Origin of the sequence: Streptosporangium sp. NBC_01755 (assembly GCF_035917995.1) — a bacterium.
GTDB lineage: Bacteria > Actinomycetota > Actinomycetes > Streptosporangiales > Streptosporangiaceae > Streptosporangium.
The window spans coordinates 2,927,002-2,951,969 of record NZ_CP109131.1; the positions used below are offsets into that span (position 1 = coordinate 2,927,002).

Sequence of the window (24,968 nt, forward strand, 5' to 3'; positions counted from 1 at the left end):
CCTACCGCAGCTTCGGGTCGAGGGCGTCGCGGACGGCGTCGCCCAGCATGATGAAGGCCAGCACCGTCAGGCTCAGGAACAGCGCCGGGAACAGCAGCGGCCACGGGGCCTCCAGGAAACGCTCCCTGGCGTCGGAGATCATGAGCCCCCACGAGATGTCGGGTGAGCGCAGGCCCACCCCGAGGAACGACAGGCCTGCCTCGGCGGCGATGAAAGTGCCCAGGTTGATCGTGGCGACCACGATCACCGAGGCGACCGCGTTCGGCAGGATGTGCCGGAACATGATCCTCGGTTCGGAGGCGCCGAGCGCCCGCGCCGCGAGCACGTAGTCCTGCCCCTTGGCGGTGATCACCGCCGCCCGCATGATCCGGTACGTCATCGGCCAGGCCAGCACCGCCAGCGCGAGCATGACCGTCCACACGTTGCCGGTACGGAAGATCGCCAGGATGAGCAGGGCGCCGAGGATCGACGGGATCGCGAAGAAGATCTCCGTGATCCGGGAGAGCAGCGTGTCCAGCGCACCGCCCCTGAACCCGGCGAGGAGGCCGAGCAGACCGCCCACCAGCGCGGTGACGACCGTGGTGCTCAGGCCGACCACCATCGAGTTGCGGGCACCGTAGACGGCTCGGGAGTAGACGTCGCAGCCGAGGTTGTCGGTGCCGAACCAGTGAACGGCGCTCATGCCCTGCCTGGCCTGGGCCAGATCGCAGGTCGCGGCGTCGAACGGGTTCACCGAGGTGAACAGCGAGGGGAAGACGGCCATGGCGACCAGGACGCCGATGAGGATCGCCGAACCGATGAAGAGCGGCCGGCGTCGCAGGTCGTACCAGGCATCGGTCCACAGGCTCGCGCCCTTGGGCGGCCTGGACGCTCTCGCGCCCCGTTCCGCTCCACCGTCCCTGGGCCTGTCCGCCGGGGCAAGGGTGTCACTCATAGCGGATCCTCGGGTCGAGCACGGCGTAGAGCAGGTCGACGACCAGGTTGGCCAGGATGTAGATCAGCACCAGCACCGTCACGATGCCGACGACCACCGGCTGCTCGCGCAGGTAGACCGAGCTGAACAGCTGCTGGCCGATTCCCGGCAGGTTGAAGATCGTCTCAGTGATCACCGCACCGCCCATCAACGCGCCGAGGTCGGCGCCGAGGTAGGTGATCAGCGGGATCAGCGCGTTGCGCAGCGCGTGCCGGCCGACGACCCGGCTTCTGGGCAGGCCCTTGGCCACCGCGGTGCGAATGTAGTCGGCGCGCAGGATCTCCACCAGGCTGTTCCTGGTGAGCCGGGTGAGATAGGCGATCGACGTCCCGGCGAGCACGAAGCCGGGCAGCAGGTAGCCGCGCCAGCCCTCGGACACGCCCGCGACGGGGAAGAGATCGATCCCGGCCTGCTTGAGCTTCACGCCCAGCAGCAACTGGAGCACGAAGCCGGTGACCAGGACGGGCACCGAGATCAGCACCAGCGTGGCAGCGAGGATCAGCGAGTCACCGGCCCTGCCGTGGCGCAGCGCCGCGTACAGGCCGAGGCCCACGCCGATGACCGCCTCCATCACCAGGGCGGTCACCGCCAGGTTGATGGTCACCTGGAACTTTCCCGCCATGATGTCGCCGACCCCGACACCGGCGAAGGTGGTGCCGAAGTCGCCGCCCAGCAGGCCGACGATGTAGTACCAGTACTGCACCAGGAACGGATCGTTCAGGTGGTACTGCTCGCGCAGGACGTCGACGATGTTGGGGTCCATCCGCTTCTCGCCCGCCGACGCCGCGATGGGGTCACCGGGCAGCGCGAAGACGATGGCGTAGATGAGCAGGGTGGCGCCCAGCAGGACTGGTATCGCCTGGATCAGGCGTCTGAGAATGTAACGGTTCATAAGCTCTGGCGAGAGGACTGCCGGGTTCACCCGGCAGGGGAATCGCTTCCTTTGCGGTGAGATCGTTCCCGGGTCGCCGGTGGGGCCGGGCTCCCGCCCGACCCTCAGCCGGTCGTCAGCCGGCCTTCTCGACCTCGGTCCACTTGATCTGGTTGAGCAGGTCGATCTTGACGCCCTTGACGTTCTGGGAGAACGCGGCGTTGGTCCGGTAGAAGTACACCGGGATGTAGGGCATTTCCCTGATCAGGATGTCGTCGGCCTGCTGGTAGAACTTCAGGCCCTCCTCCCGCGTCGCGGCGGAGTCGCCCTTGGCGAGGAGCTCGTCGAACTCCTTGTTCGACCAGCCGGCGTAGTTGGAACCGGTCTTGATCTCGACGGTGGAGAAGAGCGGGGTCAGGTAGTTCTCCGCCGAGGGGTAGTCGATCGCCCAGCCCATGCGGAACATGCCACCGTAGGTCTTCTGGTCGAGCTCGTCGAGAATCGCGGCGAACTTCTCGAACGGCTTGACCGTCACCTCGACGTCCAGGTTGGCGCGGAGGCTGTTGGCGACGGCCTCGATCCACTCCTTGTGCGGACCGTCGGAGTTGTAACCCAGCTCCAGGGTCTTGGGGCCGTTGCCCGCGGTGTACTGCTCCTGGGCCTTGGCCGGGTCGTAGACGCAGACCGCGCAGGCGCCGGGGCGGTATCCGTCGAGCAGCGGGTTGATGAAGTCGTCCGCCGGGGCACGCGTGCCGGAGAAGACCTTGTCGGCGATGGTCTCGCGGTCGATGGCCATGGAGATGGCCTCGCGGACCTTCACGTTCGCGTACGTCTTGTTGTACTGCATGGGGAAGCCGATGTAGGCGACACCGGCGTCCGCCTCGTCCAGGTAGCGCTCGCCGAACTCCGACTTGGCCCTGGCGATCGCGGACGGGGGCAGCGAGTCGTGGATGTCGAGGTTGCCCGCGGCCAGGTCGTTGAACGCGGTCTCCGAGCTCGTGTAGAGCTTGAACCGGAGCTTGGTGAACTTCGGCTTCGTCCCGGGGAACTTGTCGTATCGGGTGAGGTCGATCGACTGGTCGGTGCCCTTGTTGAACGGCTTGTCGAACTGGAAGTAGCCCTGGCCGATCGGCTTCTTGGCGTACGCCTCGGTGATCTTTCCGTCGCCGCCGAAGGCCACCGTGGGCAGCGGGTAGAACGCCGTGTAGCCCAGCATCGTCTTGAACTGCGAGAACGGCTTGGCGAGGGTGACGGTGAAGGTGCTCTCGTCGACGACCTTCAGGCCCTTCATCTCCTTCGTGGAGACGGTCCGGCCCTCACCCGGGTTCAGGTCGGCCCAGCCGTCGATCCGGCTGAAGAAGCCGTTGGCGCCCTGCGCGTTGTCCTGGTCGGCGGCGTAGTTCCACGCGTCGACGTAGTTCTGCGCGATCAGCTTCTCACCGTTGTGCCAGGTGTAGCCGGGCTTGAGCTTGATCGTCCATACCCTGTTGTCCTTCGACTCGATCGACTCGGCGACCTCGTCCACGACCTGCTTGTTCTCGTCGTAGCCGACCAGCGGCGCGAAGACCGCGGCCATGACCTCAGCGCCCTCGGACTCGACGGTGTCACCGGGGTAGAAGAGCTTCTGCGGCTCGCCGAGTTCCATCCGCACCGGCAGGTCGGCCGAGGCCGTCCCGCTGCCCGAGGACGTCGAACCGCCGCACGCGGCCGGCGCGAGGGCGAGTAGCGCGGTGCCGGCGGCGAGCCGCGCACCCTTGGTAACGCGCATTGAGGTGGATCCTCCTTCTTCAGGCCCGCGTCGACACTGAGATCCGTAACCCGAGCAGCACGAAGGAGGATCTTGTGGTTCCCGCCTCCCGCCACTCCGGTCCGGGTGCTGACGCCACACCGATCGGTCGCGGCTGCTCCTTACCGCTCCACATCGATTCACATCGGTGATGTTGCAGTTCGGTCACGCATGAACCGGTTCGGCGTTATACGTCTACCAACTCGACGAGGCCAAGATCCCGAATGCTCCTAAAGGTGACATGTAGGGATATGTGGGACATGAACGGTCACGTCAAACTACCCCCACGCCGGGAGTGCTCGCATCCATTGCCTTTTCACGCCCCTGAGCTGGGCCCACTCTGGCCGGGGCGCGAAAGAGCAGGTCGCTCACCGGCAAAACACACAATTGCCCTGGAACCTCTTTCCCGGAGATCCCGTCCAATGTGTGCGGCGGGACACCGCCGCAGGCGCTTCATCCACCCACATCCAATAGAGTCCTTGCCATGAGCCAGCCGGAATCCGCGATCGCGGACGCCCAGGCGGGCGGCCCGAGTAACGGCACCCCAGAGCCGCTGGCCAAGCTCGCCGCGCGTTACGGACTTCGGCGTGCCATCGCACGCCCGAGTCTGCCCGTCTACCTACGCCAGCTGTGGGAACGACGGCATTTCGTCATGACGTACGCGACCTCGCGCAACGTCTCGAAGTACAGCAACTCAGCCCTGGGCCAGCTCTGGCAGGTCCTCACCCCACTGCTGAACGCCGCGATCTACTTCCTGATGTTCGGCGTGATCCTGGGCGCGAGCAAGGACATCGAGAACTACCCGGCCTTCCTCATCACCGGGATGTTCGTCTTCACCTACACGCAGCGCTCGGTGAGCGGCGGCGCCAAAGCGATCTCCGGCAACCTGTCACTGATCCGGGCCCTGCACTTCCCGCGCGCCGCGCTCCCGCTGGCCTACACGATCCAGGAGTTCCAGCAGCTCCTGATCTCCATGGGCGTGCTGCTCGGTCTGGTGCTGCTCACCCAGGAGCCCGTCACCCTCCTGTGGCTGCTGATCCCGGTCGCCCTGGCGCTGCAGACCATGTTCAACATCGGCGCCAGCCTGGTGCTGGCCCGGTTCGGCTCCACCGCCCGCGACCTGAACCAGCTGCTGCCCTTCATCATGCGCACCTGGCTCTACGCCTCCGGCGTCTTCTTCTCCATCGAGGACAGGGTGGTGGGCCCCGACGGCGCCGGTCTCCCCCAGTGGGTCGCCGACATCATGTACTTCAACCCGGCCGCCGCGTACATCGAGCTCATGCGGGACCTGCTCATGCAGACCCACCCGGCCCGGCCCTACATCTGGGCGGTCTGCGTATTCTGGGCAGTGTTCGCTCTGCTCGGCGGCTTCTGGTACTTCTGGCGAGCCGAGGAGAAGTACGGCCGTGGCTGAGTTGACCGAGGAGCTGTCCGGAGTGAAGGCCGAGGAGCCCGCCGTGCCCGGCACGGACGTCAGGGTGCATCCCAACCCCGAACCCGTCAAGGACGCCCGGGAGGGCACCCCCACGGTCATCGTGGACGACCTGCACATCATCTACCGGGTCTACGGCGCGGCCAGCGACGTGGAGAAGGGCAACGCCGTCAACGCCCTGATGCGCCTCGTCAAGCGCCAGGGACGGCCGCAGATGAAAGAGGTCCACGCCGTGCGCGGCGTGTCCTTCGTGGCCCGTCACGGCGACGCCATCGGCATCGTCGGCCGCAACGGCTCCGGCAAGTCCACCATGCTGCGCGCCATCGCCGGGCTCCTGCCCCCGCATTCCGGCGCCGTCTACACCAACGGCCAGCCCTCCCTGCTCGGTGTCAACGCCGCGCTGATGCGCGAGCTCACCGGCGAGCGCAACATCGTGCTCGGCTGCTACGCGATGGGCATGAACCCCGCGCAGGTCAAGGAGAAGTACGACGACATCGTCGACTTCTCCGGCATCGGGGAGTTCGTGCAGTTCCCCATGTCCACCTACTCCTCGGGCATGGGCGCCAGGCTCCGCTTCGCCATCGCCTCGGCCAGGTCCCACGACGTGCTGCTCATCGACGAGGCACTGGCCACCGGCGACCGCGAGTTCCGGCGCAAGAGTCAGGACCGGATCAAGAAGATGCGCGACGAGGCCGGCACCGTCTTCCTGGTCGCCCACAACCTCGACGTGATCGAGGAGACCTGCAACCGGGTCATCTGGCTGCACAAGGGCAAAATCAAGATGGACGGCGACCCGCAGACGGTCCTCGCCGCATACAACAAGGGCTGATCGCCGGGCAAGATGAGGAGCGACCGACAAGACGCTCCCATCGGAGGTGAATCGTGTCCACCCGGCCACCGATTCCGTACGACTTCCTGCCCCAGGTTCCCACTCTGACCGTCGAAAGCGACGACGTGCGCGACGGCGAGCGCCTGGCCAAGGCCCAGGTGTTCAACGACTGGGGATTCAACGGCCAGAACGTCTCGCCTCACCTGCGCTGGTCCGGCGCGCCTGAGGGCACCCTCGGCTACGCCGTGACGTGCTTCGACCCCGATGCGCCCACCGGCAGCGGGTTCTGGCACTGGCTGCTGTTCGACATCCCCGCGGACGTGACCGAGCTGCCCGCCGGCGCGGGGGCCGGTGACGGCGGCGTGGGCGTGCACGGCCGAAACGACTACGGCATCAACGCCTACGGCGGCGCCGCACCGCCCCCCGGGTACCCGCACCGCTACATCTTCGCGGTGCACGCCCTCGACGTGGAGAAACTCGGCCTCGACGCCGGCACCTCGGCTGCCGTGCTGGGTTTCAACATCACCGTCCACACCTTGGCCCGCGGATACATCATCCCCGAGTACGAGAACTAGCCAAGGAGGCGTGACACAGGAGGCAATGGACTGACAGCGTGTTCGGTGTTCCGGTATGATTCGAACGTTGTTTCGATCCAAGGAAGCCGTCATGGAGTGGGGGCGCGCGATGCGAGAGCTGTCCACCGCGATCGACCACCTGTCCGTCGAGGACCCATCAGAGATTCCGCGTCTCCAGCTCACCGAGCAGCTCATCGAGCTGCACTGGCAGATGGCCAGACTCCAAGCTGAGATCGCCCGCCGCACCTCCGTGCGACGCCCGGGCCGCTGAGACGGCGGGGAGACCAGCCGGTTTCCCCGCCGCCACAGGCAATGGACGAGTCTCGCGATATATCTTGAGTAGTCGTACACTCGCGTCATGACGTCTCATGACCCCGTCCTGCGCGCCTCCGACGCCGACCGCGACCACGTGGCCGCGGTGCTGGGTGAGGCGCTCGCCACCGGCCGCCTGACCAGCGTCGAGCACGCCGACCGTCGGGGCGGCGAGGGCTCTCCCGTCATCCGGGTCGTCGGCCGGGCCACCTTCGGAAAGATCATCGTTTCCCGGGAGAGCACCGACTGGAATCTCCCCGGAACTCCCTGAACACCCCAACGGAACATGCCGGTCCCAGGCCCGCCTACGATGCGGACAAACCATCCCGCACGAGGTGACCGCTTGCCTGAGACCGACGCTCCCGGCGCCATGCCTATCGCCCTTGACGCGATGGGCGGCGACCACGCCCCCGACGAGATCGTGGCGGGAGCCGTACGGGCGGTGCGAGAGCACGGGATCTCCATCGTGCTCGTCGGCGCCCCCCGCCCCCTGTATGAGGCGCTCTCCCGGCATGACGCGACCACCGAGATCCCGATCGTCAGGGCCGAGGAGGCTCTGGCCATGGACGAGGGTGCCCTCGCCAGCCTGCGCCGCCCGCGCTCCAGCATCGCCGTCGCCTGCCACCTCGTCCGGCGGGGTGACGCCTGCGCCGTGGTCTCCGCCGGTTCCACCGCCGGGATCGTGGCCACCGGAAAACTCCGGCTCCGCGGCCAGCCCGGCGTGCTCAGGCCCGCCATCGCCGTCGCCCTGCCGACCAGACCCACCCCGACCGTCCTGCTGGACGCCGGGGCGAACGCCGAGGTCAAAGCCGAGATGCTGGTGCAGTTCGCACACCTCGGCGCCGCCTACGCCGAGACGGCCATGGGCATCGAGAATCCCCGGATCGGCCTGCTGACCATCGGCAGCGAGCCGGAGAAGGGCAACAAGCTCGTCAAACGTGCCCACGAACTACTGTCGGCCGCCCCCGGCCTCGACTTCTCGGGCAACGTCGAGGGCCACGACCTGCTCACCCGTACCGTGGATGTCATCGTCACCGACGGATTCACCGGCAACGTGGCACTCAAGACCATGGAGGGCAGCGTCCGCTACGCCTTCGCCGAACTCCGTGAGACGATCAAGGAGAGCCGGACGGCCAGGGTGGGCGGCCTGCTGCAGAAGAGGCGCATCAGGGAGCTCTACCGGCGGCTCGACCCCGAGGTCCACGGCGGGGCCGTGCTGCTCGGGCTGAACGGCACCGTGGTCATCGCGCACGGCGCCTCACACGCCAAAGGGGTGAGCGCCGCCTGCGTGCTCGCGGCCAAGCTGGCCCATGAGGGCGTGGTGCACCGTATCGGCGAGCGCCTCGCCACCATCCCCCGCCCACACCGCCTCTGGTGACGTGTCGCGAAACCGGCGAGCGCCTCACCACCCCCGCCCACACCACCTCCGGCGACATGCCGCGAACGTGCCGCCGGTGGAGTCGCGACCGGGCTCGGCGGCGCCGCGGGGGCCGTGCTGACCGGCGTCTTCGCGGTTATGCGATCCCGCCGTACGGGATCGGCCAGGGTGATGTCCAATCGGTTCAGGATTGGTCAACCGCTACCCTTGGAACATGACCGACCCGCAATTCGCACTCACCGAGCGCGTCCAGCAGGCGCTGGCCGACGCCTTTGGTGCCGAATACTCCGACGCAGACCCGCTGATCCGCCCCTCGCAGTTCGCCGACTACCAGGCGAACGTGGCGATGAGTCTGAGCAAGCGACTGCGACGGGCCCCGCGGGAGGTCGCCCAGGAGATCGCCGAGCACCTCACCGGGCGGGCCGACGCCCCGTTCCCCGGCACCGTCGAGGTCAGCGGCCCCGGTTTCCTCAACCTGACCCTCTCCGACGCCTGGATCTCGGCACAGGTCTCGGAGATCCTCGCCGACCCGCGCGCCGGAGCCGGTGTGTCCGCCTCCCCGCAGACCATCGTGATCGACTACTCCGCGCCCAACGCGGCCAAGGAGATGCACGTCGGCCATCTGCGCACGACGATCGTGGGTGACGCGCTCGCCCGGGTCCACGAACACCTGGGCAACAGGGTCATCCGCCAGAACCACCTGGGCGACTGGGGCACGCCGTTCGGCATGCTCATCGAGCACCTGCTGGATATCGGCGAAGAGGCCGCCGTCGCCCAGCTGGAGGCCGGCGAGGGCAACGCCTACTACCAGGCGGCCCGGGTGAAGTTCGACACCGACCCCGAGTTCAACGCCCGCGCCCGCGCCCGGGTCGTCACCCTGCAGGCCGAGGAGCCCGAGACGATGCGCCTGTGGCACATCTTCATGGACGCCACGCTCCGCTACTTCAACAAGGTCTACGTCACGCTCGGCGTGACGCTGACCAACGATGACATCGCCGGTGAGAGCATGTACAACCATGTCCTCGCCCAGGTCTGCGACGAGCTGCAGGAGCGCGGCATCGCCGTTCTCAGCGACGGCGCGCTCTGCGTCTTCCCTCCGGGCTACACCGGCCGCGAGGGACAGCCGCTCCCCTTCATGATCCGTAAGAGCGACGGCGGATACGGCTACGCCACCACAGACATGGCCACGATCCGCTACCGGGTCGACGACCTCAAGGCCGACCGGATCATCTACGTGATCGGCGCGACCCAGTCGCTGCACATGTCGATGCTGTTCGACTCGGCCAGGCTGGCGGGCTGGCTGCCCGACCACGTCAGGGCCGAACACGTCCAGATCGGCAGCGTGCTGGGCTCCGACGGCAAGATGTTCAAGACCAGGAGCGGGAAGTCGGTCAAGCTCCTGGAACTGCTCGACGAGGCCGAGACCAGGGCCGCCGGGGTGATCCAGGACCGCGAGTACGACGAGGCGGAGCGCAGGGAGATCGCACACGCCGTCGGCATGGGCGCGGTCAAGTACGCCGACCTGTCGGTCAGCCACGACAGCGAGTACGTCTTCGACTTCGACCGGATGCTCGCCCTGACCGGCAACACCGGCCCCTACCTGCAGTACGCCCAGGCCCGCATCCGCTCCATCTTCCGCAGGGGCGGGGTGACCCCGGCCGAGACAGGCGGCCCCATCGTGCTGGGTCACCCGGCCGAGCGCGCACTGGCGCTCCAGCTCCTCGGGTTCGGCTCGGTGGTCGAGGAGACGGCGGAGAACTCGACACCGCACAAGCTGGCCTCCTACCTCTTCGACACCGCGAGCGCCTTCACCACGTTCTTCGAGAACTGCCCGGTGCTGAAGGACGACGTCGACGCCGCCACCCGCGCCTCGCGGCTCGCCCTGTGCGCGCTCACCCTGAAGATCATGGAGACCGGCCTGGGCCTTCTCGGCGTCCCCGTGCCCGAGCGCATGTAACCTGTCCACCAGATGATCGTCTTTATTGGGAAAATCAAGGCGATCGTCTGGCAAAGTCATGTTCGGCGCGCCTCCCCGTGGGGATGTCCGAAGCGCAATACGCTGGCGCGGTCATCGGTCACAACTTCGGGGAGTTCTCTGCCTTGAGCACGGACCTGACCGCGAATCCGCAGGCCGGGACAGAGTTGCACCGCTGTGCCGATGCGCTCCTCACCGACCTGGCCATCGGCACCGTCCCCGCCGGGATGCCGGCCGGTTTCGCGGACACGTCCGACCACTGGCTGGCTCCGGCCATCGAGGCCCTCGTGCTGCTCATGCGCGGTGAAGAGGCACTCGAACCCCTGGCCCGCGCCGCCCAGCGCGACGAGCGACGGACCGCGCTCTTCCTCTGCCTCGCCCTGGCCGTCGCCGGCCAGGGCGACCGCATCCACGCCTCCTGGCTCGGCAGCGCCTTTGGGGACCTGTCCCTGGACCGCCCGGTGAGCCACGGCCAGCGGGCTCTCTGGCTCGCCGCCGCCCGCGGTGCGTACGGCCCGGCAGGAAAGATCTTTGTTCTCCGCAGGCTCGACGCGGTGGCCGCGTCCCCGGCATCCGAGCCCAACCTGTGGTTGCGTGCTCTGATCCCCGACGAGCCGTCGACCGTCGTGTCGCCGGCTCTGGCCGGTTTCGCGGAGCTCGCCGAGATCCCGGAACTCGCCGTCCCCGTACAGGCCGCCGCCAGGCTGGCCCACCTGCGCGACCGCTGCGCCGAGATCACCTCGGTCCGCGAGAGCACGCCCGGCGCGAGCGGCGAGGCTGGGACCGACCTGGGTGACCTCTCGTTCCTCGACGCCGCGCGGGCGGACCGTTCCGGCGAGACGACGGTCGTGTGGAGCGAGGACGAGCCCCTGACCGTGCTCCGCCAGCTGATGGGCTCCGGCACCCCGGAGCGACCGGTGAGACCGCTCACCGACCACCTTCTCAGCGATCTGCGCCCGGGCTCCCATCCCCACCTGGCCGCGATCGCGCTGCATGTCGCCGCCCCCATCGTGCGGGCCGCGGCCGAGAACCTCGCCGAGGCCACCAGGGCCGAGGCCCCTGAGTCGGTCACCATGCCGATCCTCGGCCACCGCGTGACACTCCGCCCCGAGGGCCCGGATCCCGAATCGCTCGGCGCCGCCGAGGAGCGCATCATCGCCGAGGGAACGCCGGTCCGCGGCCGCCCCTGGGCCGCCTACCTGCTGCTCGCCCTCGCACCGGTGATCCTGGGGGTCGCGCTCGTCCTTCCCGTTCTCCCGCTCGCGCTGCTCGCCCTGCTACCGGCCGCGGGGGGAGGCTACCTGCTGTGGCGCAGGCGCAGGCGTGAGCGGGCGGACGCCGAATACGTCGTCACGCAGCTCTCCGAGCTCAGAGAGCTCGCCCAGGGCGCGGTGTGGGCCCTGCATGACCACGCTCGCGAGTCGGAAGGCCGGATCAAGACAGCGGCCTCCGACCTGGCCGAACTCACCCGTCTGCTCCGCCGGGGTCCCCGGGCGGGCTGACCGGGTCCGTTCCCCAGGCGTTTTCACCGAACCCAGGGCCGACTGAACGCTCCTGGCATGCGCACCGCGCCTCCTCAAGCCTGTGACGGAGCCGATCTCTCCGGCCCCGCATGGCCAGGCCACTGCGGAATCACCCGTTGGTGATCTCCACCTCGGCAGGAGCCAGCAGGAAGACCTTCTCCGCGATCCGCTCGATACGCCCCTCGCAGCCGTACGCCAACCCGGCGACGAAGTCGACCATCCTCGTGGCCTCGGCGGTGCTCATCCCGCTGACGTCCATGATGACCGTCTGACCGTCGCGGAAGTGCTGTCCGATGACCGGTGCGTCGTTGTACTTCATCGGCGTCAGCATCACGATTCGTGAGGGCTCGTTCATCGCGTGCCAGCGCTTGGCCGCGCGCTCCGAGGCAGACTGCCAGTCCTCGCCCTCGACCTCATCCTCGTAGTCGTAGGACTCGTCATAATGCTCGGCCCCGCTCAGACCAAGGTAGCTTGCCACCTTGCGCACTGCCCCCATCGGCTCGTCCTTTCGCCAGGACCACGCCGTACCCGGCCTGTCCCTACATCTTGGACGGTAACCGACGACCTGAAGTTCGCCATGCGACACGCCCAGCGCTTATTTCCACTTTGTACGGCTACCGCACTGGTTTGCCCGATCCCTGACTTTGCCCGATCCCCTGACTCGACTTCAACCGATATCTCCGGCACCGCTAGCATCGCATCATGCTCGTCTACACGGTCGATTCGTTTACCAGTGAATTTTTCAAGGGTAACCCTGCCGGGGTCTGCGTACTCGGCAATCCCGTCCCTGACACCTGGATGCAGTCCGTAGCGGCGGAGATGAGGCACTCCGAGACAGCCTTCCTGCTCGGAGCGGAGGACGGCGGTCCGTACTCGCTCCGTTGGTTCACGCCGGTGACCGAAGTGGCCCTCTGCGGGCATGCGACCCTGGCCACGGCGCATGTGCTGTATTCCACGGGCACGGCCCCAGAAACCCTCGAATTCTCAACGAAGAGTGGAATCCTGTCCGTGACCAGGGATAAATCAGGTTTAATCAGCATGGATTTCCCGGCAAAAGTACTCCAAGAGACGATCCTTCCCAGCGGGCTGATCGATGCGCTCGGAGTTAAACCTGTTTGGGGAGGAAAAAATGTTTGGGATTATCTCGTGGAGGTCGAGTCCGAGGAGGCCGTGCTCGCCGCGGCCCCTGACTTCCGCGCCCTGGAGGCCGTCGAGGCGCGGGGAGTCATCGTGACGGCTCGGGCATCCAGACAGGGCGCCGACTACGTCTCCCGCTTCTTCGCCCCCCGAGTCGGAGTCCCCGAAGACCCGGTGACGGGCTCCGCCCACTGCGCGCTCGCTCCCTACTGGTCCGCCAGGCTCGGCTCCGACAGCCTGGTGGGCGCCCAGCTGTCGCAGCGCGGGGGCGTGGTCCGCACGACCGTGCGGGGCGACCGGGTCGAACTGGCGGGGCACGCGGTGACCGTGCTATCCGGCGAGCTCCATACAGAGCCCGGGGTTCCGTGGCCTCCGGCCGGCCCGTGACTCCCGGTCCGCGAAGTCCTCAAAACAGAAAGGCTCCCACCGACTGGCGGGAGCCCCGGTAAGCCCCGTTTCGGGACTCCCCTGGAAAACATGAGAATCCCACCAACCCGCGGTGCAGATTCCAGGCAGAAAACACGAAGGCCCCCACCACGAATGGTGAGGGCCCTCACATGAAAAATTGTCCGGCGGCGACCTACTCTCCCACACCGTCCCCGGTGCAGTACCATCGGCGCTGAAGAGCTTAACTTCCGGGTTCGGAATGTAACCGGGTGTTTCCCCTTCGCCATAACCGCCGTAACACTATGAAACACACAAACCACCGTTTGCTGTCTCAGAATTGCCTAGTGGACGCGAGCAAAAAATGCTTTGAGGTCAAGTCCTCGGCCTATTAGTACTGGTCAGCTCCACACATTACTGCGCTTCCACTTCCAGCCTATCAACCCGGTCGTCTACCGGGAGCCTTACCCCCTCACAGGGTGGGAGACCTCATCTCAAGGCGAGCTTCCCGCTTAGATGCTTTCAGCGGTTATCCCTTCCGAACGTAGCCAACCAGCCGTGCTCCTGGCGGAACAACTGGCACACCAGAGGTTCGTCCGTCCCGGTCCTCTCGTACTAGGGACAGCTCCTTTCAAGTCTCCTGCGCGCGCAGCGGATAGGGACCGAACTGTCTCGCGACGTTCTAAACCCAGCTCGCGTGCCGCTTTAATGGGCGAACAGCCCAACCCTTGGGACCTACTCCAGCCCCAGGATGCGACGAGCCGACATCGAGGTGCCAAACCATCCCGTCGATATGGACTCTTGGGGAAGATCAGCCTGTTATCCCCGGGGTACCTTTTAGCCGTTGAGCGACGGCGCTTCCACATGCCACCGCCGGATCACTAGTCCCAGCTTTCGCTCCTGCTCGACCCGTCGGTCTCACAGTCAAGCTCCCTTGTGCACTTACACTCGACACCTGATTGCCAACCAGGCTGAGGGAACCTTTGGGCGCCTCCGTTACTCTTTAGGAGGCAACCGCCCCAGTTAAACTACCCACCAGACACTGTCCCTGATCCGGATCACGGACCGAAGTTAGACGTTCAAAACGACCAGAGTGGTATTTCACCAATGACTCCACCACCACTAGCGTGATAGCTTCACCGTCTCCCACCTATCCTACACAAGACGTTCCAAACGCCAATGTCAAGCTATAGTGAAGGTCCCGGGGTCTTTCCGTCCTGCTGCGCGTAACGAGCATCTTTACTCGTAGTGCAATTTCGCCGGGTCTGCGGTTGAGACAGCGGGGAAGTCGTTACGCCATTCGTGCAGGTCGGAACTTACCCGACAAGGAATTTCGCTACCTTAGGATGGTTATAGTTACCACCGCCGTTTACTGGCGCTTAAGTTCTCAGCTTCGCCACACACGTGCGACTAACCGGTCCCCTTAACGTTCCAGCACCGGGCAGGCGTCAGTCCGTATACATCGTCTTACGACTTCGCACGGACCTGTGTTTTTAGTAAACAGTCGCTTCCCCCTGGCCTCTGCGACCCCCACCAGCTCAGAGTGCAAAACTCATCACCAGCGAAGGCCCCCCTTCTCCCGAAGTTACGGGGGCAATTTGCCGAGTTCCTTAACCACAGTTCACCCGATCGCCTTAGTATTCTCTACCTGACCACCTGAGTCGGTTTAGGGTACGGGCCGCCACGACACTCACTAGAGGCTTTTCTCGGCAGCATAGGATCACCCACTTCGCCACAATCGGCTCGGCATCACATCTCAGACTTAATGTGCTGCGGATTTGCCTACAACACGTCCTACATGCTTACCCCAGGACTACCATCGCCTGGGCTGGGCTACCTTCCTGCGTCACCCCATCGCTTACCTACTACCAATTCAGGCCAGGCGTTCACCCTCACCCCAAGCCCGAAGGCTCGGAGGGGTTAAGGACCCTTAGTATCACTGGATTCAGTATTGGCGCATCGTAGCGGGTACGGGAATATCAACCCGTTGTCCATCGACTACGCCTGTCGGCCTCGCCTTAGGTCCCGACTTACCCTGGGCGGATTAGCCTGCCCCAGGAACCCTTGGTCATCCGGCGCAGAAGTTTCTCACTTCTGATTCGCTACTCATGCCTGCATTCTCACTCGCACAGCCTCCACAGCTGGATCACTCCGCTGCTTCACCGGCCGCACGACGCTCCCCTACCCATCCACACACCTAAACCACAAAGGCTCGGATACATGTGTGAATGCCACGACTTCGGCGGTGTACTTGAGCCCCGCTACATTGTCGGCGCAGAATCACTTGACCAGTGAGCTATTACGCACTCTTTCAAGGATGGCTGCTTCTAAGCCAACCTCCTGGTTGTCACTGCGACTCCACATCCTTTCCCACTTAGCACACGCTTAGGGGCCTTAGTCGGTGGTCTGGGCTGTTTCCCTCTCGACTACGGAGCTTATCCCCCGCAGTCTCACTGCTGCGCTCTCACTTACCGGCATTCGGAGTTTGGCTGACGTCAGTAACCTTGTCGGGCCCATTAGCCATCCAGTGCTCTACCTCCGGCAAGAAACACGCAACGCTGCACCTAAATGCATTTCGGGGAGAACCAGCTATCACGGAGTTTGATTGGCCTTTCACCCCTAAACACAGGTCATCCCCCAGGTTTTCAACCCTGGTGGGTTCGGTCCTCCACGCGGTCTTACCCGCGCTTCAACCTGCCCATGCCTAGATCACTCCGCTTCGGGTCTACAGCATGCGACTCAAACGCCCTATTCAGACTCGCTTTCGCTACGGCTCCCCCACACGGGTTAACCTCGCCACACACCATAACTCGCAGGCTCATTCTTCAAAAGGCACGCAGTCACATCACAAACACTCCGAAGAATGTTTACGCTCCTACGGCTTGTAGGCACACGGTTTCAGGTACTATTTCACGACCCCTCACCGGGGCGCTTTTCACCTTTCCCTCACGGTACTTGTTCACTATCGGTCATCAGGGAGTATTTAGGCTTACCAGGTGGTCCTGGCAGATTCACACAGGATTTCTCGGGCCCCGTGCTACTTGGGATCCCCTCCAACAGTCCAACCGATTTCGCCTACCCGACTCTCACGGTCTACGGCGCCACTTCCCAGAAGCTTCGGCTATCGAAAGGATTTCTTACTGTCCGGAGGAACGGCAGCCCCTCCCAGAGGGTCCCACAACCCCGTAAACGCAACGCCTGCCGGCTATCACACGCCTACGGTTTAGCCTGATCCGCTTTCGCTCACCACTACTCACGGAATCACTATTTGTTTTCTCTTCCTACGGGTACTGAGATGTTTCACTTCCCGCGTTACCACCAACCGCCCTATACATTCAGGCGGAGGCAACACCACATGACTGGTGCTAGGTTTCCCCATTCGGACATCCCCGGATCAAAGTCTGGTTGGCGACTCCCCGGGGCTTAACGCAGCCTCCCACGTCCTTCATCGGCTCCTGATGCCAAGGCATCCACCGTGTGCCCTAAAAAACTTGGCCACAAAGATGCTCGCGTCCACTATGCAAATCTCAAACAACAAACAGCGACCAGACCAGACCCGCCACCAACACCCAAACCCTCTACAGGCCGAGCCGGTATGACAGATGATCGGTCCCGCATGAGGCCCAAACAGACAGCAAGCCCGCCGCAAGCGGGCCCACCTCAAAGTCCGTTTCCTCAGGACCCAACAGTGTGTTCACCCCAGCGAAACCCCGCAACCGCCGTTCCCACTCCCCGGCTCCGAAGAACCAAGGCGGTACTAACCGATCAGCGATCCCGCCGAACCGAATAGCCAGTGCTCCACTAATGAGCGCGCCGTGTGCAGAACGTACGCCTGCAGACACGACCTGAACCACGACCACCCGAAGACGACCGCAGCCGATGCTCCTTAGAAAGGAGGTGATCCAGCCGCACCTTCCGGTACGGCTACCTTGTTACGACTTCGTCCCAATCGCCAGCCCCACCTTCGACCGCTCCCCCCAGACAAGCTGGTTGGGCCACGGGCTTCGGGTGTTGCCGACTTTCGTGACGTGACGGGCGGTGTGTACAAGGCCCGGGAACGTATTCACCGCAGCGTTGCTGATCTGCGATTACTAGCGACTCCGACTTCATGGGGTCGAGTTGCAGACCCCAATCCGAACTGAGACCGGCTTTTAGGGATTCGCTCCACCTCACGGTATCGCAACCCTCTGTACCGGCCATTGTAGCATGTTTGCAGCCCAAGACATAAGGGGCATGATGACTTGACGTCATCCCCACCTTCCTCCGAGTTGACCCCGGCAGTCTCCAATGAGTCCCCACCACCCCCGAAGGAGCGTGCTGGCAACATTGAACAAGGGTTGCGCTCGTTGCGGGACTTAACCCAACATCTCACGACACGAGCTGACGACAGCCATGCACCACCTGTCACCCAGTCCGAAGAGGCACCCATCTCTGAGTGTTTCCGGGCGATGTCAAGCCTTGGTAAGGTTCTTCGCGTTGCGTCGAATTAAGCAACATGCTCCGCCGCTTGTGCGGGCCCCCGTCAATTCCTTTGAGTTTTAGCCTTGCGGCCGTACTCCCCAGGCGGGGCGCTTAATGCGTTAGCTACGGCGCGGAAACCGTGGAAGGTCCCCACACCTAGCGCCCAACGTTTACAGCGTGGACTACCAGGGTATCTAATCCTGTTCGCTCCCCACGCTTTCGCTCCTCAGCGTCAGGTAAGGCCCAGAGAACCGCCTTCGCCACCGGTGTTCCTCCTGATATCTGCGCATTTCACCGCTACACCAGGAATTCCGTTCTCCCCTACCTACCTCTAGCCAGCCCGTATCGAATGCAGACCTGGAGTTAAGCCCCAAGCTTTCACACCCGACGTGACAAGCCACCTACGAGCTCTTTACGCCCAATAATTCCGGACAACGCTTGCGCCCTACGTATTACCGCGGCTGCTGGCACGTAGTTAGCCGGCGCTTCTTCTGCAGGTACACGTCAACTTCGTCCCTGCTGAAAGAGGTTTACAACCCGAAGGCCGTCATCCCCCACGCGGCGTCGCTGCGTCAGGCTTTCGCCCATTGCGCAATATTCCCCACTGCTGCCTCCCGTAGGAGTCTGGGCCGTGTCTCAGTCCCAGTGTGGCCGGTCGCCCTCTCAGGCCGGCTACCCGTCGTCGCCTTGGTAGGCCGTTACCCCACCAACAAGCTGATAGGCCGCGAGTCCATCCCCAACCGAAAAACTTTCCACACCCACCCGATGCCGGGAGGTGTCGTATCCGGTATTAGACCCAGTTTCCCGGGCTTATCCCAGAGTCAGGGGCAGGTTACTCACGTGTTACTCACCCGTTCGCCGCTCGAGTACCCCGAAGGGCCTTTCCGCTCGACTTGCATGTGTTAAGCACGCCGCCAGCGTTCGTCCTGAGCCAGGATCAAACTCTCCAAACAATGTCTGAACAGTTGCTCCCGGCTGAAAGCACCCATCTCACATGATGGATGTTCAACCAAAGGAATCCGTCCTCCCACCCCAAAGGGCAGGTCGGACAGGGTTGTGCTTCATGCACTGGCTTTTAACACACTGTTGAGTTCTCAAGAAACGGACGCGTACACCGTCGTCCCGACCGGACTCGATCGGAGAACCAGGGGCGGTTCGTTTTATTCTGTTCTTTCGTTGTGCCGTTATTCTTTCAGGCCCGCTTTTCCGTGTCAAACCGGCTCGTTTTGAAGCGATTGACTTGATCTTGCAGGTCTTGCTGGAATTCGACGACCCCGTTTCCGGGGCAACCCCTCAAACTTACCAGCACCTGAGCGGCTCTGCGAACCGGACTCTGGAACCGTTGGGTTTCAAAGGGATTGTCGGCGGACACGACACAAGCCATACGGAAGTCACCGGAGTGATTAGAGTGGTTTGCGCCGGACCCTGCCGACTTCAAAAGATTAGCAGTCTTCCAAGACCGCTCGGAACGTAACGGTGAACCCCGTACAGGGAACCCTCGGGCCGGCCGGAGGAGACGAGTCCGGCTCGCGAGCAGCCCGAGGCAAGCCGCAGCAGGCAGAGGTGGATCGAGACCACTCGCCCGACCGGGCGAGCGATCCGAACGGGGACCGGCGGAAACATAGACTCGACTGGGTGAGCAGCCAGACGCCGCCGACGGCGAAGAAGGTTCCCAGCGAGCGCGTGCACCACGGGGACACCGTGGTCGATGACTACGCGTGGCTGACGGTCAAGGACGACCCGGAGGTAGTCGCCTACCTGGAGGCGGAGAACGCCTACACGCAGGAGGCGACCGCCCACCTCAAGCCCCTGCAGGAGACGCTCTTCCAGGAGATCAAGGGGCGCACCCTTGAGACCGACCTCTCGGTCCCCACCCGCAAGGGCGGCTGGTGGTACTACTCGCGGACCGAGGAGGGCAAGCAGTACGGCATCCAGTGCCGGGTGGCGGCGGACGGCGAGACCCCGCCCGAGTTGAAAGCCGGCGAGTCGCTTCCCGGTGAGGAGGTCCTGCTCGACGGCAACGAGCTCGCCGGAGACTCCGGCTTCTTCTCGATCGGTACCAGCTCGGTCAGTTCCGACGGCACCCTGCTGGCCTACTCCACCAACTTCACCGGCGACGAGCGCTTCACCCTGAAGGTGAAGAACCTCGCCACCGGCGAGACCCTCCCCGACGAGATCCCCGGCATCTTCTACGGCGGCGCCTGGTCGGCCGACGGCACGACGTTCTTCTACACGACCGTCGACGAGGCCTGGCGGCCCAACCAGGTGCACCGGCACACGATCGGCAGCCCCGCCAAGGACGACACGCTCGTCCATGAGGAGGCCGACGAGCGGTTCTGGGTCGGCATCGGGCTCAGCCGCAGTGAGCGCTACCTGGTCCTCTCCGCCGGAAGCAAGATCACCAGCGAGGTGCGCGTCCTTGAGGCCGACGACCCCACCGGCGAGTTCCGCGTCGTCCGGCCCCGGGAGACCGGCGTCGAGTACGGGGTCGACCACGCGGGCGACCACTTCCTGGTTCTGCACAACCGGAACGCGGAGAACTTCGAGCTGGCCATCGCGCCACTCGACGCCCCCGGCGACTGGACGCCGCTGATCGAGCACCGCGCCGACACCCGGCTGCTCGACGTCGACGCCTTCGAGGGCCACACCGTCGTGCACTTCCGCCGAGACGGGCTCACCGGCATCCGCATCCTGCCCCGTGCCGGGGAGGCGTACGAGATCTCCTTCCCCGAGCCGATCTACGACGTGGCCCCGTCGGGCAACCCGGAGTTCGTCACGGGGCGGCTGCGGCTCGGCTACACCAGCATGGTCACCCCGCCTTCGGTCTACGACTACGACCTGGCGGCGCGCGAGCTGGTCCTGCTGAAGCAGAAGGTCGTGCTCGGCGGCTACGACCCCGCCGACTACGAGCAGTTCCGCGAGTGGGCGACCGCCTCCGACGGCACCCGCGTCCCGATCTCGATCGTGATGAGAAAGGGCACGGAGCGGCCGGCCCCCGCGGTGCTGTACGGCTACGGCAGCTACGAGATCTCGATCGACCCCTCGTTCTCCATCGCGAGGCTCAGCCTGCTCGACCGGGGCTTCGTCTTCGCCATGGCGCACGTCAGAGGCGGCGGTGAGATGGGCCGCCACTGGTACGAGGACGGCAAGTTCCAGAAGAAGAAGAACACCTTCACCGACTTCGTCGCCGCCGCAGAGCACCTCTCGGCCGCCGGCTGGTCGAGCGCGATCGTCGCCAGGGGCGGATCGGCGGGCGGGCTGCTGATGGGCGCGGTCGCCAACCTCGCGCCCGGGACCTTCGCGGGCGTGGTGGCGGAGGTGCCGTTCGTGGACGCGCTGAACACGATCCTCGATCCCTCGCTGCCGCTGACCGTGATCGAGTGGGACGAGTGGGGCGACCCGCTGCACAACCCCGAGGTGTACGCGTACATGAAGTCGTACACGCCGTACGAGAACGTGGACGGCCGGGTCTACCCGCCGATTCTGGCGATCACCAGCCTCAACGACACCCGGGTCTTCTACCACGAGCCCGCCAAGTGGGTCGCGAAGCTCCGCGACGTCGCGGACGGCGGGCCGTTCCTGCTCAAGACGGAGATGGGTGCCGGACACGGCGGCCGCAGCGGCCGGTACGACTCCTGGCGTGAGGAGGCCTTCACCCTCTCCTGGATTCTCGACACAGCCAAGGTGACACAGTGACATACATCGCGGCAGATGACAGATACCACGGACGCCGGCCGTACAACAGGGTCGGTAAGAGCGGGCTCAAGCTGCCCGCCGTCTCGCTGGGGCTCTGGCACAACTTCGGTGACGACAAGCCCTTCGAGACCCAGCGGGCCATCCTGCGCAGGGCCTTCGACCTGGGGATGACCCACTTCGACCTGGCCAACAACTACGGTCCGCCGCCCGGGTCCGCGGAGACCAACTTCGGCCGGCACTTCCGCGAGGACTTCACACCGTACCGGGACGAGCTGGTCATCTCCACCAAGGCGGGCTACGACATGTGGCCCGGCCCCTACGGCGAGTGGGGGTCGCGCAAATACCTGCTGTCCAGCCTGGACAGGTCGCTGGAGCGGATGGGGCTCGACTACGTCGACATCTTCTACAGCCACCGCTTCGACCCGGACACTCCGCTGGAGGAGACGATGGGCGCGCTGGACCACGCGGTCCGGTCGGGCAGGGCGCTGTACGCGGGCATCTCGTCCTACTCGCCCGAGCGCACCGCGGAGGCCGCGCGGCTCCTGCGGGAGATGGGCACGCCGCTGCTGATCCATCAGCCCTCGTACTCGATGCTGAACCGGTGGATCGAGGGTGGGCTGCTCGACGTCCTGGAGGAGGAGGGCGTGGGCTGTATCGCGTTCTCCCCGCTGGCGCAGGGCATGCTGACCAACCGCTACCTGAACGGGATCCCCGAGGGGTCGCGGGCCTCGCTGGGACGCTTCCTCACCCCGGGGATGCTCACCGAGGAGACGATGCGGCACATCCGCACCCTGAACGAGATCGCGGGCAGGCGTGGCCAGTCGCTGGCGCAGATGGCACTGGCATGGGCGCTGCGCGACAGGCGCGTCACGTCGGTGCTGATCGGCGCGAGCAGTGTGGAGCAGTTGGAGGACAGTCTCGCGGCCGTGGAGAACACGTCGTTCGACGCCGCGGAGCTTGAGGCGATCGACAGGGACGCGGTCGACGCGGGCATCAACCTCTGGGCCAGGTCGAGCGAGGCCTGACCCCCGTCCCTCCGGGGACCGCCGGTGTCGGCGGTCCCCGGACGAGAGCACCTCACGGGACAGGGCCTAGAGCGCTTGGTGCCGCTGAAGGTACGCGAACGAGGCCCAGCCGGGCAGGACCGGCAGCCAGAAGGTCAGCAGCCGGAACAGCAGCACGGCTGAGGTCGCCACCTCACCGGGCAGGCCGGAGAGGGTCAGGCCGACCGACAGGGACAGTTCGACGGCGCCGAGGCCGCCGGGGGTGGGGGCTGCCGAGCCGATGGCGTTGCCCGCGAGAAAGACGATGGCGACGGTGGCGAAGTTGAGGGAGCCGCCGAAGGCGCGGACGCAGGCGTCCAGGCAGAGCACGAAGAACAGGGTGAGCATCAGGGTGCCGCTGAAGCCCTCAATGATCTTCCGGGGCGACTGGAGGACGTCGAGCAGGCGCGGGATGACGCCGGAGAACAGCGAGCGGAGCCTCGTGGTGATCATGCGACGCAGGCGCGGCACGCCCACGATGACCAGCACCACCACGGCCACGGCCAGCAGCGTCAGCACGAGCGTGCGCGACGGGGTGAACGACGAGGCGGTGCCGGAACCGGTGATGTAGGCGAACAGCAGGAGCAGCGCGATGTGGAATGCCAGCCCGATGAGCTGGGAGGCACCAACGCTGGCCACCGCCTGCCCCAGAGGGATGCCGCGTTTCTGCAGGTAGCGGGTGTTGATCGCGACCCCGCTCACCGCGGCGGGCGCGACGAGCTTGACGAACGACCCGGCGAACTGGACGAGCACGGTACGGCGGAGAGGCAGTTTCTCCGGCACGAAGCCCATCAGCATGAGGGCTGCGGCGACGTAGCTCATCATCGCGGCGACCAGTGCCACGCCGGTCCAGCTCCACTTGGCCGATGTGATCATGTTGAGGTTGATCTGGGTCAGGTAGTAGACCAGGAAGTACGCGGCGAACGCGGTGCCGATGATGGTGATCAGGGTCCTGGGGCGGAAGCGCTCCAGGCGCACCTCCTCGGCCTCGGCCCTGGGCGTGAGCTCGACGATCCGCTCGCGGATCTCGGTGAGCAGTCCCTTGTTCTTGTTGAGTGCGGCCCTGGTCTCGCGGATCAGCGCGATCCGCTGAAGCAGTGGGAGCGCGTCGGCGAGCAGGCCCGGACCGGCCCCGGCAGCGGCGGCGTTGACCGCCCGCTGGGCGCCGACGCGCAGGCTGAGGTAGGTGAGCAGCTGGGCGATGTCCAGGCGGAGCAGCAGGTCACCGGCGGCGATCTCACCGCTCCGGGCGTCTGTGAGGACGACCCGGCCATCGCGGTCGACATGGATGCTGTCGCCGGTCAGCCGCCGGTGGGCGAGCCGCTGGACCTGCAGGAGCAGGACCTGCTCCCAGATCTGGGCGAGCAGGTTGTCGTCGATCTCCTCGTCGGGGATGTCGTCGAGCGCGCGGGTGGGGATGTGCTCGTAGGCGAGCAGCGCGGCCTCCGTGCCGATCTCGCCGGTGCCGACGAGCCGGGGGGTGCTCACTCCCGCCGCCTGCGCGGCGTACGCCATGAGGGCTTCGCGTTCCAGTTCGGCGCGGAGCGAGCGGATGGCCTTGCGTCGGGTCTCGGAGTTGAGGAGGATGCGCCGCCAGAGGCGGTAGAGCACCCCGGCGACCTGTCGGTCCCGGTCGAGGACCGTGACGTCGAGGCGGTTGCCGTTCTTGAGTTCCACGGCGTAGCGGCGACTGCTCTGGTGGTCGTCGTCAAGCCTGCGGGCCCTGACGGGGACGAAGCCCAGCTTGCGGAGCACGCTGACGACCGCACTGCCCGGGGGGCGGGTGTTGGGGCTGCCCACGCCGTACAGGGTGGCGTAGCCGACGGCCAGCCCGACCAGGATGGAGACGACGATGCCGAGGATGGTGGCGGCGAGCCCGGCGAACAGGGCGACGGCGTTGAGCGCGACCGCGCTCCACAGTGCCGCCCGCCAGGTGGGGCGGCGGGATATGCGCACCGCGGTGACGTAGGCGATGATCGGGGTGAGCAACGTGTTGACCGGCTCGACCCCGGCTCTGCCACCGGTCAGCAGGAGCCTCAGGTCCTCGGGTCCCGCGTTGACGATCCACTCGCCGAGTACGAAGGAGAGCACCATCGCGGCGATGGCCGCGAAGAGCCCCTCGGCTACCCGGAGGCCGTCGCGGTGCAGCACCCGTTCGATGGCGAAGGCGATGGGCACGCCGAGCATGGCCGAGGCGCTCAACACCCCGGCCACGCCGCTGAGCAGGAACGGCGCCCGGCTGGTGCCGTCGGCGACATCGCCCTCCAGGCCGTTCAGGGTCTTCTTGGCGACGAGGGCGAGCAGGATCACGGCCACGAGCCCGAGCAGGGTCGCCAGGAACCGCAGCAGGTCCGAGGGGCGGCGGATCCGCTGGGGAAGCAGCGGCTCGATGACGCGCACGGCTAGATCGCCGTCCGTCGCCGGTCGTGTGCCGTCGTCGGACGCCGTTCCGTCCAGCTCCTTGATTTCCGTCACCGCCAGTGATTCTGCATGTTCCGCATTACAGCTGCGTCACCAACCTTCTCCCCGGTATCCGCGATCAGAGCCATGCGCGTCTCGGCAGCCTCCAACAGTCTTGACACTCTGACTTACA

General features: G+C 65.5%; 16 protein-coding genes and 3 rRNA genes. 11 read left to right on the top strand and 8 right to left on the bottom strand.

Features of this window, described 5'->3' with window-relative positions; all coding sequences use genetic code 11:
* Position 1: 1 nt before the first annotated feature.
* The 3 genes from OG884_RS13430 to OG884_RS13440 form a co-directional block, all read right to left on the bottom strand.
* Positions 2–934 carry an ABC transporter permease gene (locus OG884_RS13430; protein WP_326645544.1) on the bottom strand — a complete coding sequence of 311 codons (933 nt, stop codon included), beginning with the start codon at positions 932–934 and terminating at the stop codon, positions 2–4.
* The gene (locus OG884_RS13435; protein ID WP_326645546.1) at positions 927–1,865 is read right to left on the bottom strand and encodes an ABC transporter permease; all 939 of its coding nucleotides are present in this window, start codon (positions 1,863–1,865) and stop codon (positions 927–929) included. The genes OG884_RS13430 and OG884_RS13435 overlap by 8 nt, the downstream gene beginning before the upstream one ends.
* 115 nt (positions 1,866–1,980) lie before the next feature.
* On the bottom strand, positions 1,981–3,612 hold the full coding sequence (locus OG884_RS13440) for a peptide ABC transporter substrate-binding protein (protein ID WP_326645548.1): 1,632 nt from the start codon (positions 3,610–3,612) through the stop codon (positions 1,981–1,983).
* 502 nt (positions 3,613–4,114) lie between these two features.
* On the opposite strand from OG884_RS13440, the gene OG884_RS13445 reads away from it, so the two are divergent.
* The 8 genes from OG884_RS13445 (at position 4,115) to OG884_RS13480 (ending at position 11,633) form a co-directional block, all read left to right on the top strand.
* On the top strand, positions 4,115–5,044 hold the full coding sequence (locus OG884_RS13445) for an ABC transporter permease (RefSeq protein WP_326645549.1): 930 nt from the start codon (positions 4,115–4,117) through the stop codon (positions 5,042–5,044).
* Complete coding sequence (locus OG884_RS13450; protein ID WP_326645551.1) at positions 5,037–5,891, top strand: ABC transporter ATP-binding protein; 855 nt, start codon at positions 5,037–5,039, stop codon at positions 5,889–5,891. Before OG884_RS13445 ends, OG884_RS13450 begins: the two co-directional genes overlap by 8 nt.
* A 53-nt stretch (positions 5,892–5,944) precedes the next feature.
* Complete coding sequence (locus OG884_RS13455; protein WP_326645553.1) at positions 5,945–6,466, top strand: YbhB/YbcL family Raf kinase inhibitor-like protein; 522 nt, start codon at positions 5,945–5,947, stop codon at positions 6,464–6,466.
* A gap of 67 nt (positions 6,467–6,533) precedes the next feature.
* Positions 6,534–6,737, top strand: a complete 204-nt coding sequence (locus OG884_RS13460) for a hypothetical protein (RefSeq protein WP_326645554.1) — start codon at positions 6,534–6,536, stop codon at positions 6,735–6,737.
* Between the two features lie 87 nt (positions 6,738–6,824).
* Positions 6,825–7,049 (top strand): DUF1707 SHOCT-like domain-containing protein, encoded by a 225-nt coding sequence (locus OG884_RS13465; protein WP_326645556.1) that lies wholly within the window; start codon positions 6,825–6,827, stop codon positions 7,047–7,049.
* 99 nt (positions 7,050–7,148) lie between these two features.
* Complete coding sequence (gene plsX, locus OG884_RS13470) at positions 7,149–8,156, top strand: phosphate acyltransferase PlsX (RefSeq protein WP_326646917.1); 1,008 nt, start codon at positions 7,149–7,151, stop codon at positions 8,154–8,156.
* A gap of 214 nt (positions 8,157–8,370) precedes the next feature.
* On the top strand, positions 8,371–10,113 hold the full coding sequence (gene argS / locus OG884_RS13475; protein ID WP_326645558.1) for an arginine--tRNA ligase: 1,743 nt from the start codon (positions 8,371–8,373) through the stop codon (positions 10,111–10,113).
* A gap of 143 nt (positions 10,114–10,256) precedes the next feature.
* On the top strand, positions 10,257–11,633 hold the full coding sequence (locus OG884_RS13480) for a hypothetical protein (RefSeq protein WP_326645559.1): 1,377 nt from the start codon (positions 10,257–10,259) through the stop codon (positions 11,631–11,633).
* Positions 11,634–11,763: 130 nt separating this feature from the next.
* On the opposite strand, the gene OG884_RS13485 is transcribed toward OG884_RS13480, so the two are convergent.
* Entirely contained in the window at positions 11,764–12,132 is a 369-nt protein-coding gene (locus tag OG884_RS13485) for a cell division protein SepF (RefSeq protein ID WP_326645561.1), read from the bottom strand.
* A gap of 224 nt (positions 12,133–12,356) precedes the next feature.
* On the opposite strand from OG884_RS13485, the gene OG884_RS13490 reads away from it, so the two are divergent.
* Positions 12,357–13,178 carry a PhzF family phenazine biosynthesis protein gene (locus OG884_RS13490; RefSeq protein WP_326645563.1) on the top strand — a complete coding sequence of 274 codons (822 nt, stop codon included), beginning with the start codon at positions 12,357–12,359 and terminating at the stop codon, positions 13,176–13,178.
* A gap of 180 nt (positions 13,179–13,358) precedes the next feature.
* Here the strand turns inward: OG884_RS13490 and rrf are convergent.
* The 3 genes from rrf to OG884_RS13505 all read right to left on the bottom strand — a co-directional run bounded on the left by rrf (position 13,359) and on the right by OG884_RS13505 (position 18,589).
* A 5S ribosomal RNA gene (gene rrf, locus OG884_RS13495) occupies positions 13,359–13,475 on the bottom strand.
* A gap of 71 nt (positions 13,476–13,546) precedes the next feature.
* Positions 13,547–16,672: ribosomal RNA gene (locus OG884_RS13500) — 23S ribosomal RNA — on the bottom strand.
* A gap of 393 nt (positions 16,673–17,065) precedes the next feature.
* A 16S ribosomal RNA gene (locus OG884_RS13505) occupies positions 17,066–18,589 on the bottom strand.
* Together the 16S, 23S and 5S rRNA genes form the textbook arrangement of a ribosomal RNA operon.
* 682 nt (positions 18,590–19,271) lie before the next feature.
* On the opposite strand from OG884_RS13505, the gene OG884_RS13510 reads away from it, so the two are divergent.
* Complete coding sequence (locus OG884_RS13510) at positions 19,272–21,332, top strand: S9 family peptidase (RefSeq protein WP_326645565.1); 2,061 nt, start codon at positions 19,272–19,274, stop codon at positions 21,330–21,332.
* Entirely contained in the window at positions 21,329–22,357 is a 1,029-nt protein-coding gene (mgrA, locus tag OG884_RS13515; protein WP_326645567.1) for an L-glyceraldehyde 3-phosphate reductase, read from the top strand. Before OG884_RS13510 ends, mgrA begins: the two co-directional genes overlap by 4 nt.
* A 66-nt stretch (positions 22,358–22,423) precedes the next feature.
* Here mgrA and OG884_RS13520 read toward each other — a convergent pair whose 3' ends face one another.
* Positions 22,424–24,850, bottom strand: coding sequence for a lysylphosphatidylglycerol synthase transmembrane domain-containing protein (locus OG884_RS13520; RefSeq protein WP_326645570.1), 2,427 nt, complete (start codon positions 24,848–24,850; stop codon positions 22,424–22,426).
* Positions 24,851–24,968: the final 118 nt, after the last annotated feature.

What these genes read in the sequence shown, in the direction of transcription:
- OG884_RS13430 (WP_326645544.1), bottom strand. Translation starts at nt 934, where the DNA reads ATGAGTGACACCCTTGCCCCGGCGGACAGGCCCAGGGACGGTGGAGCG.
- OG884_RS13435 (WP_326645546.1), bottom strand. Translation starts at nt 1,865, where the DNA reads ATGAACCGTTACATTCTCAGACGCCTGATCCAGGCGATACCAGTCCTG.
- OG884_RS13440 (WP_326645548.1), bottom strand. Translation starts at nt 3,612, where the DNA reads ATGCGCGTTACCAAGGGTGCGCGGCTCGCCGCCGGCACCGCGCTACTC.
- OG884_RS13445 (WP_326645549.1), top strand. Translation starts at nt 4,115, where the DNA reads ATGAGCCAGCCGGAATCCGCGATCGCGGACGCCCAGGCGGGCGGCCCG.
- OG884_RS13465 (WP_326645556.1), top strand. Translation starts at nt 6,825, where the DNA reads ATGACGTCTCATGACCCCGTCCTGCGCGCCTCCGACGCCGACCGCGAC.
- plsX (WP_326646917.1), top strand. Translation starts at nt 7,149, where the DNA reads ATGCCTATCGCCCTTGACGCGATGGGCGGCGACCACGCCCCCGACGAG.
- argS (WP_326645558.1), top strand. Translation starts at nt 8,371, where the DNA reads ATGACCGACCCGCAATTCGCACTCACCGAGCGCGTCCAGCAGGCGCTG.
- OG884_RS13490 (WP_326645563.1), top strand. Translation starts at nt 12,357, where the DNA reads ATGCTCGTCTACACGGTCGATTCGTTTACCAGTGAATTTTTCAAGGGT.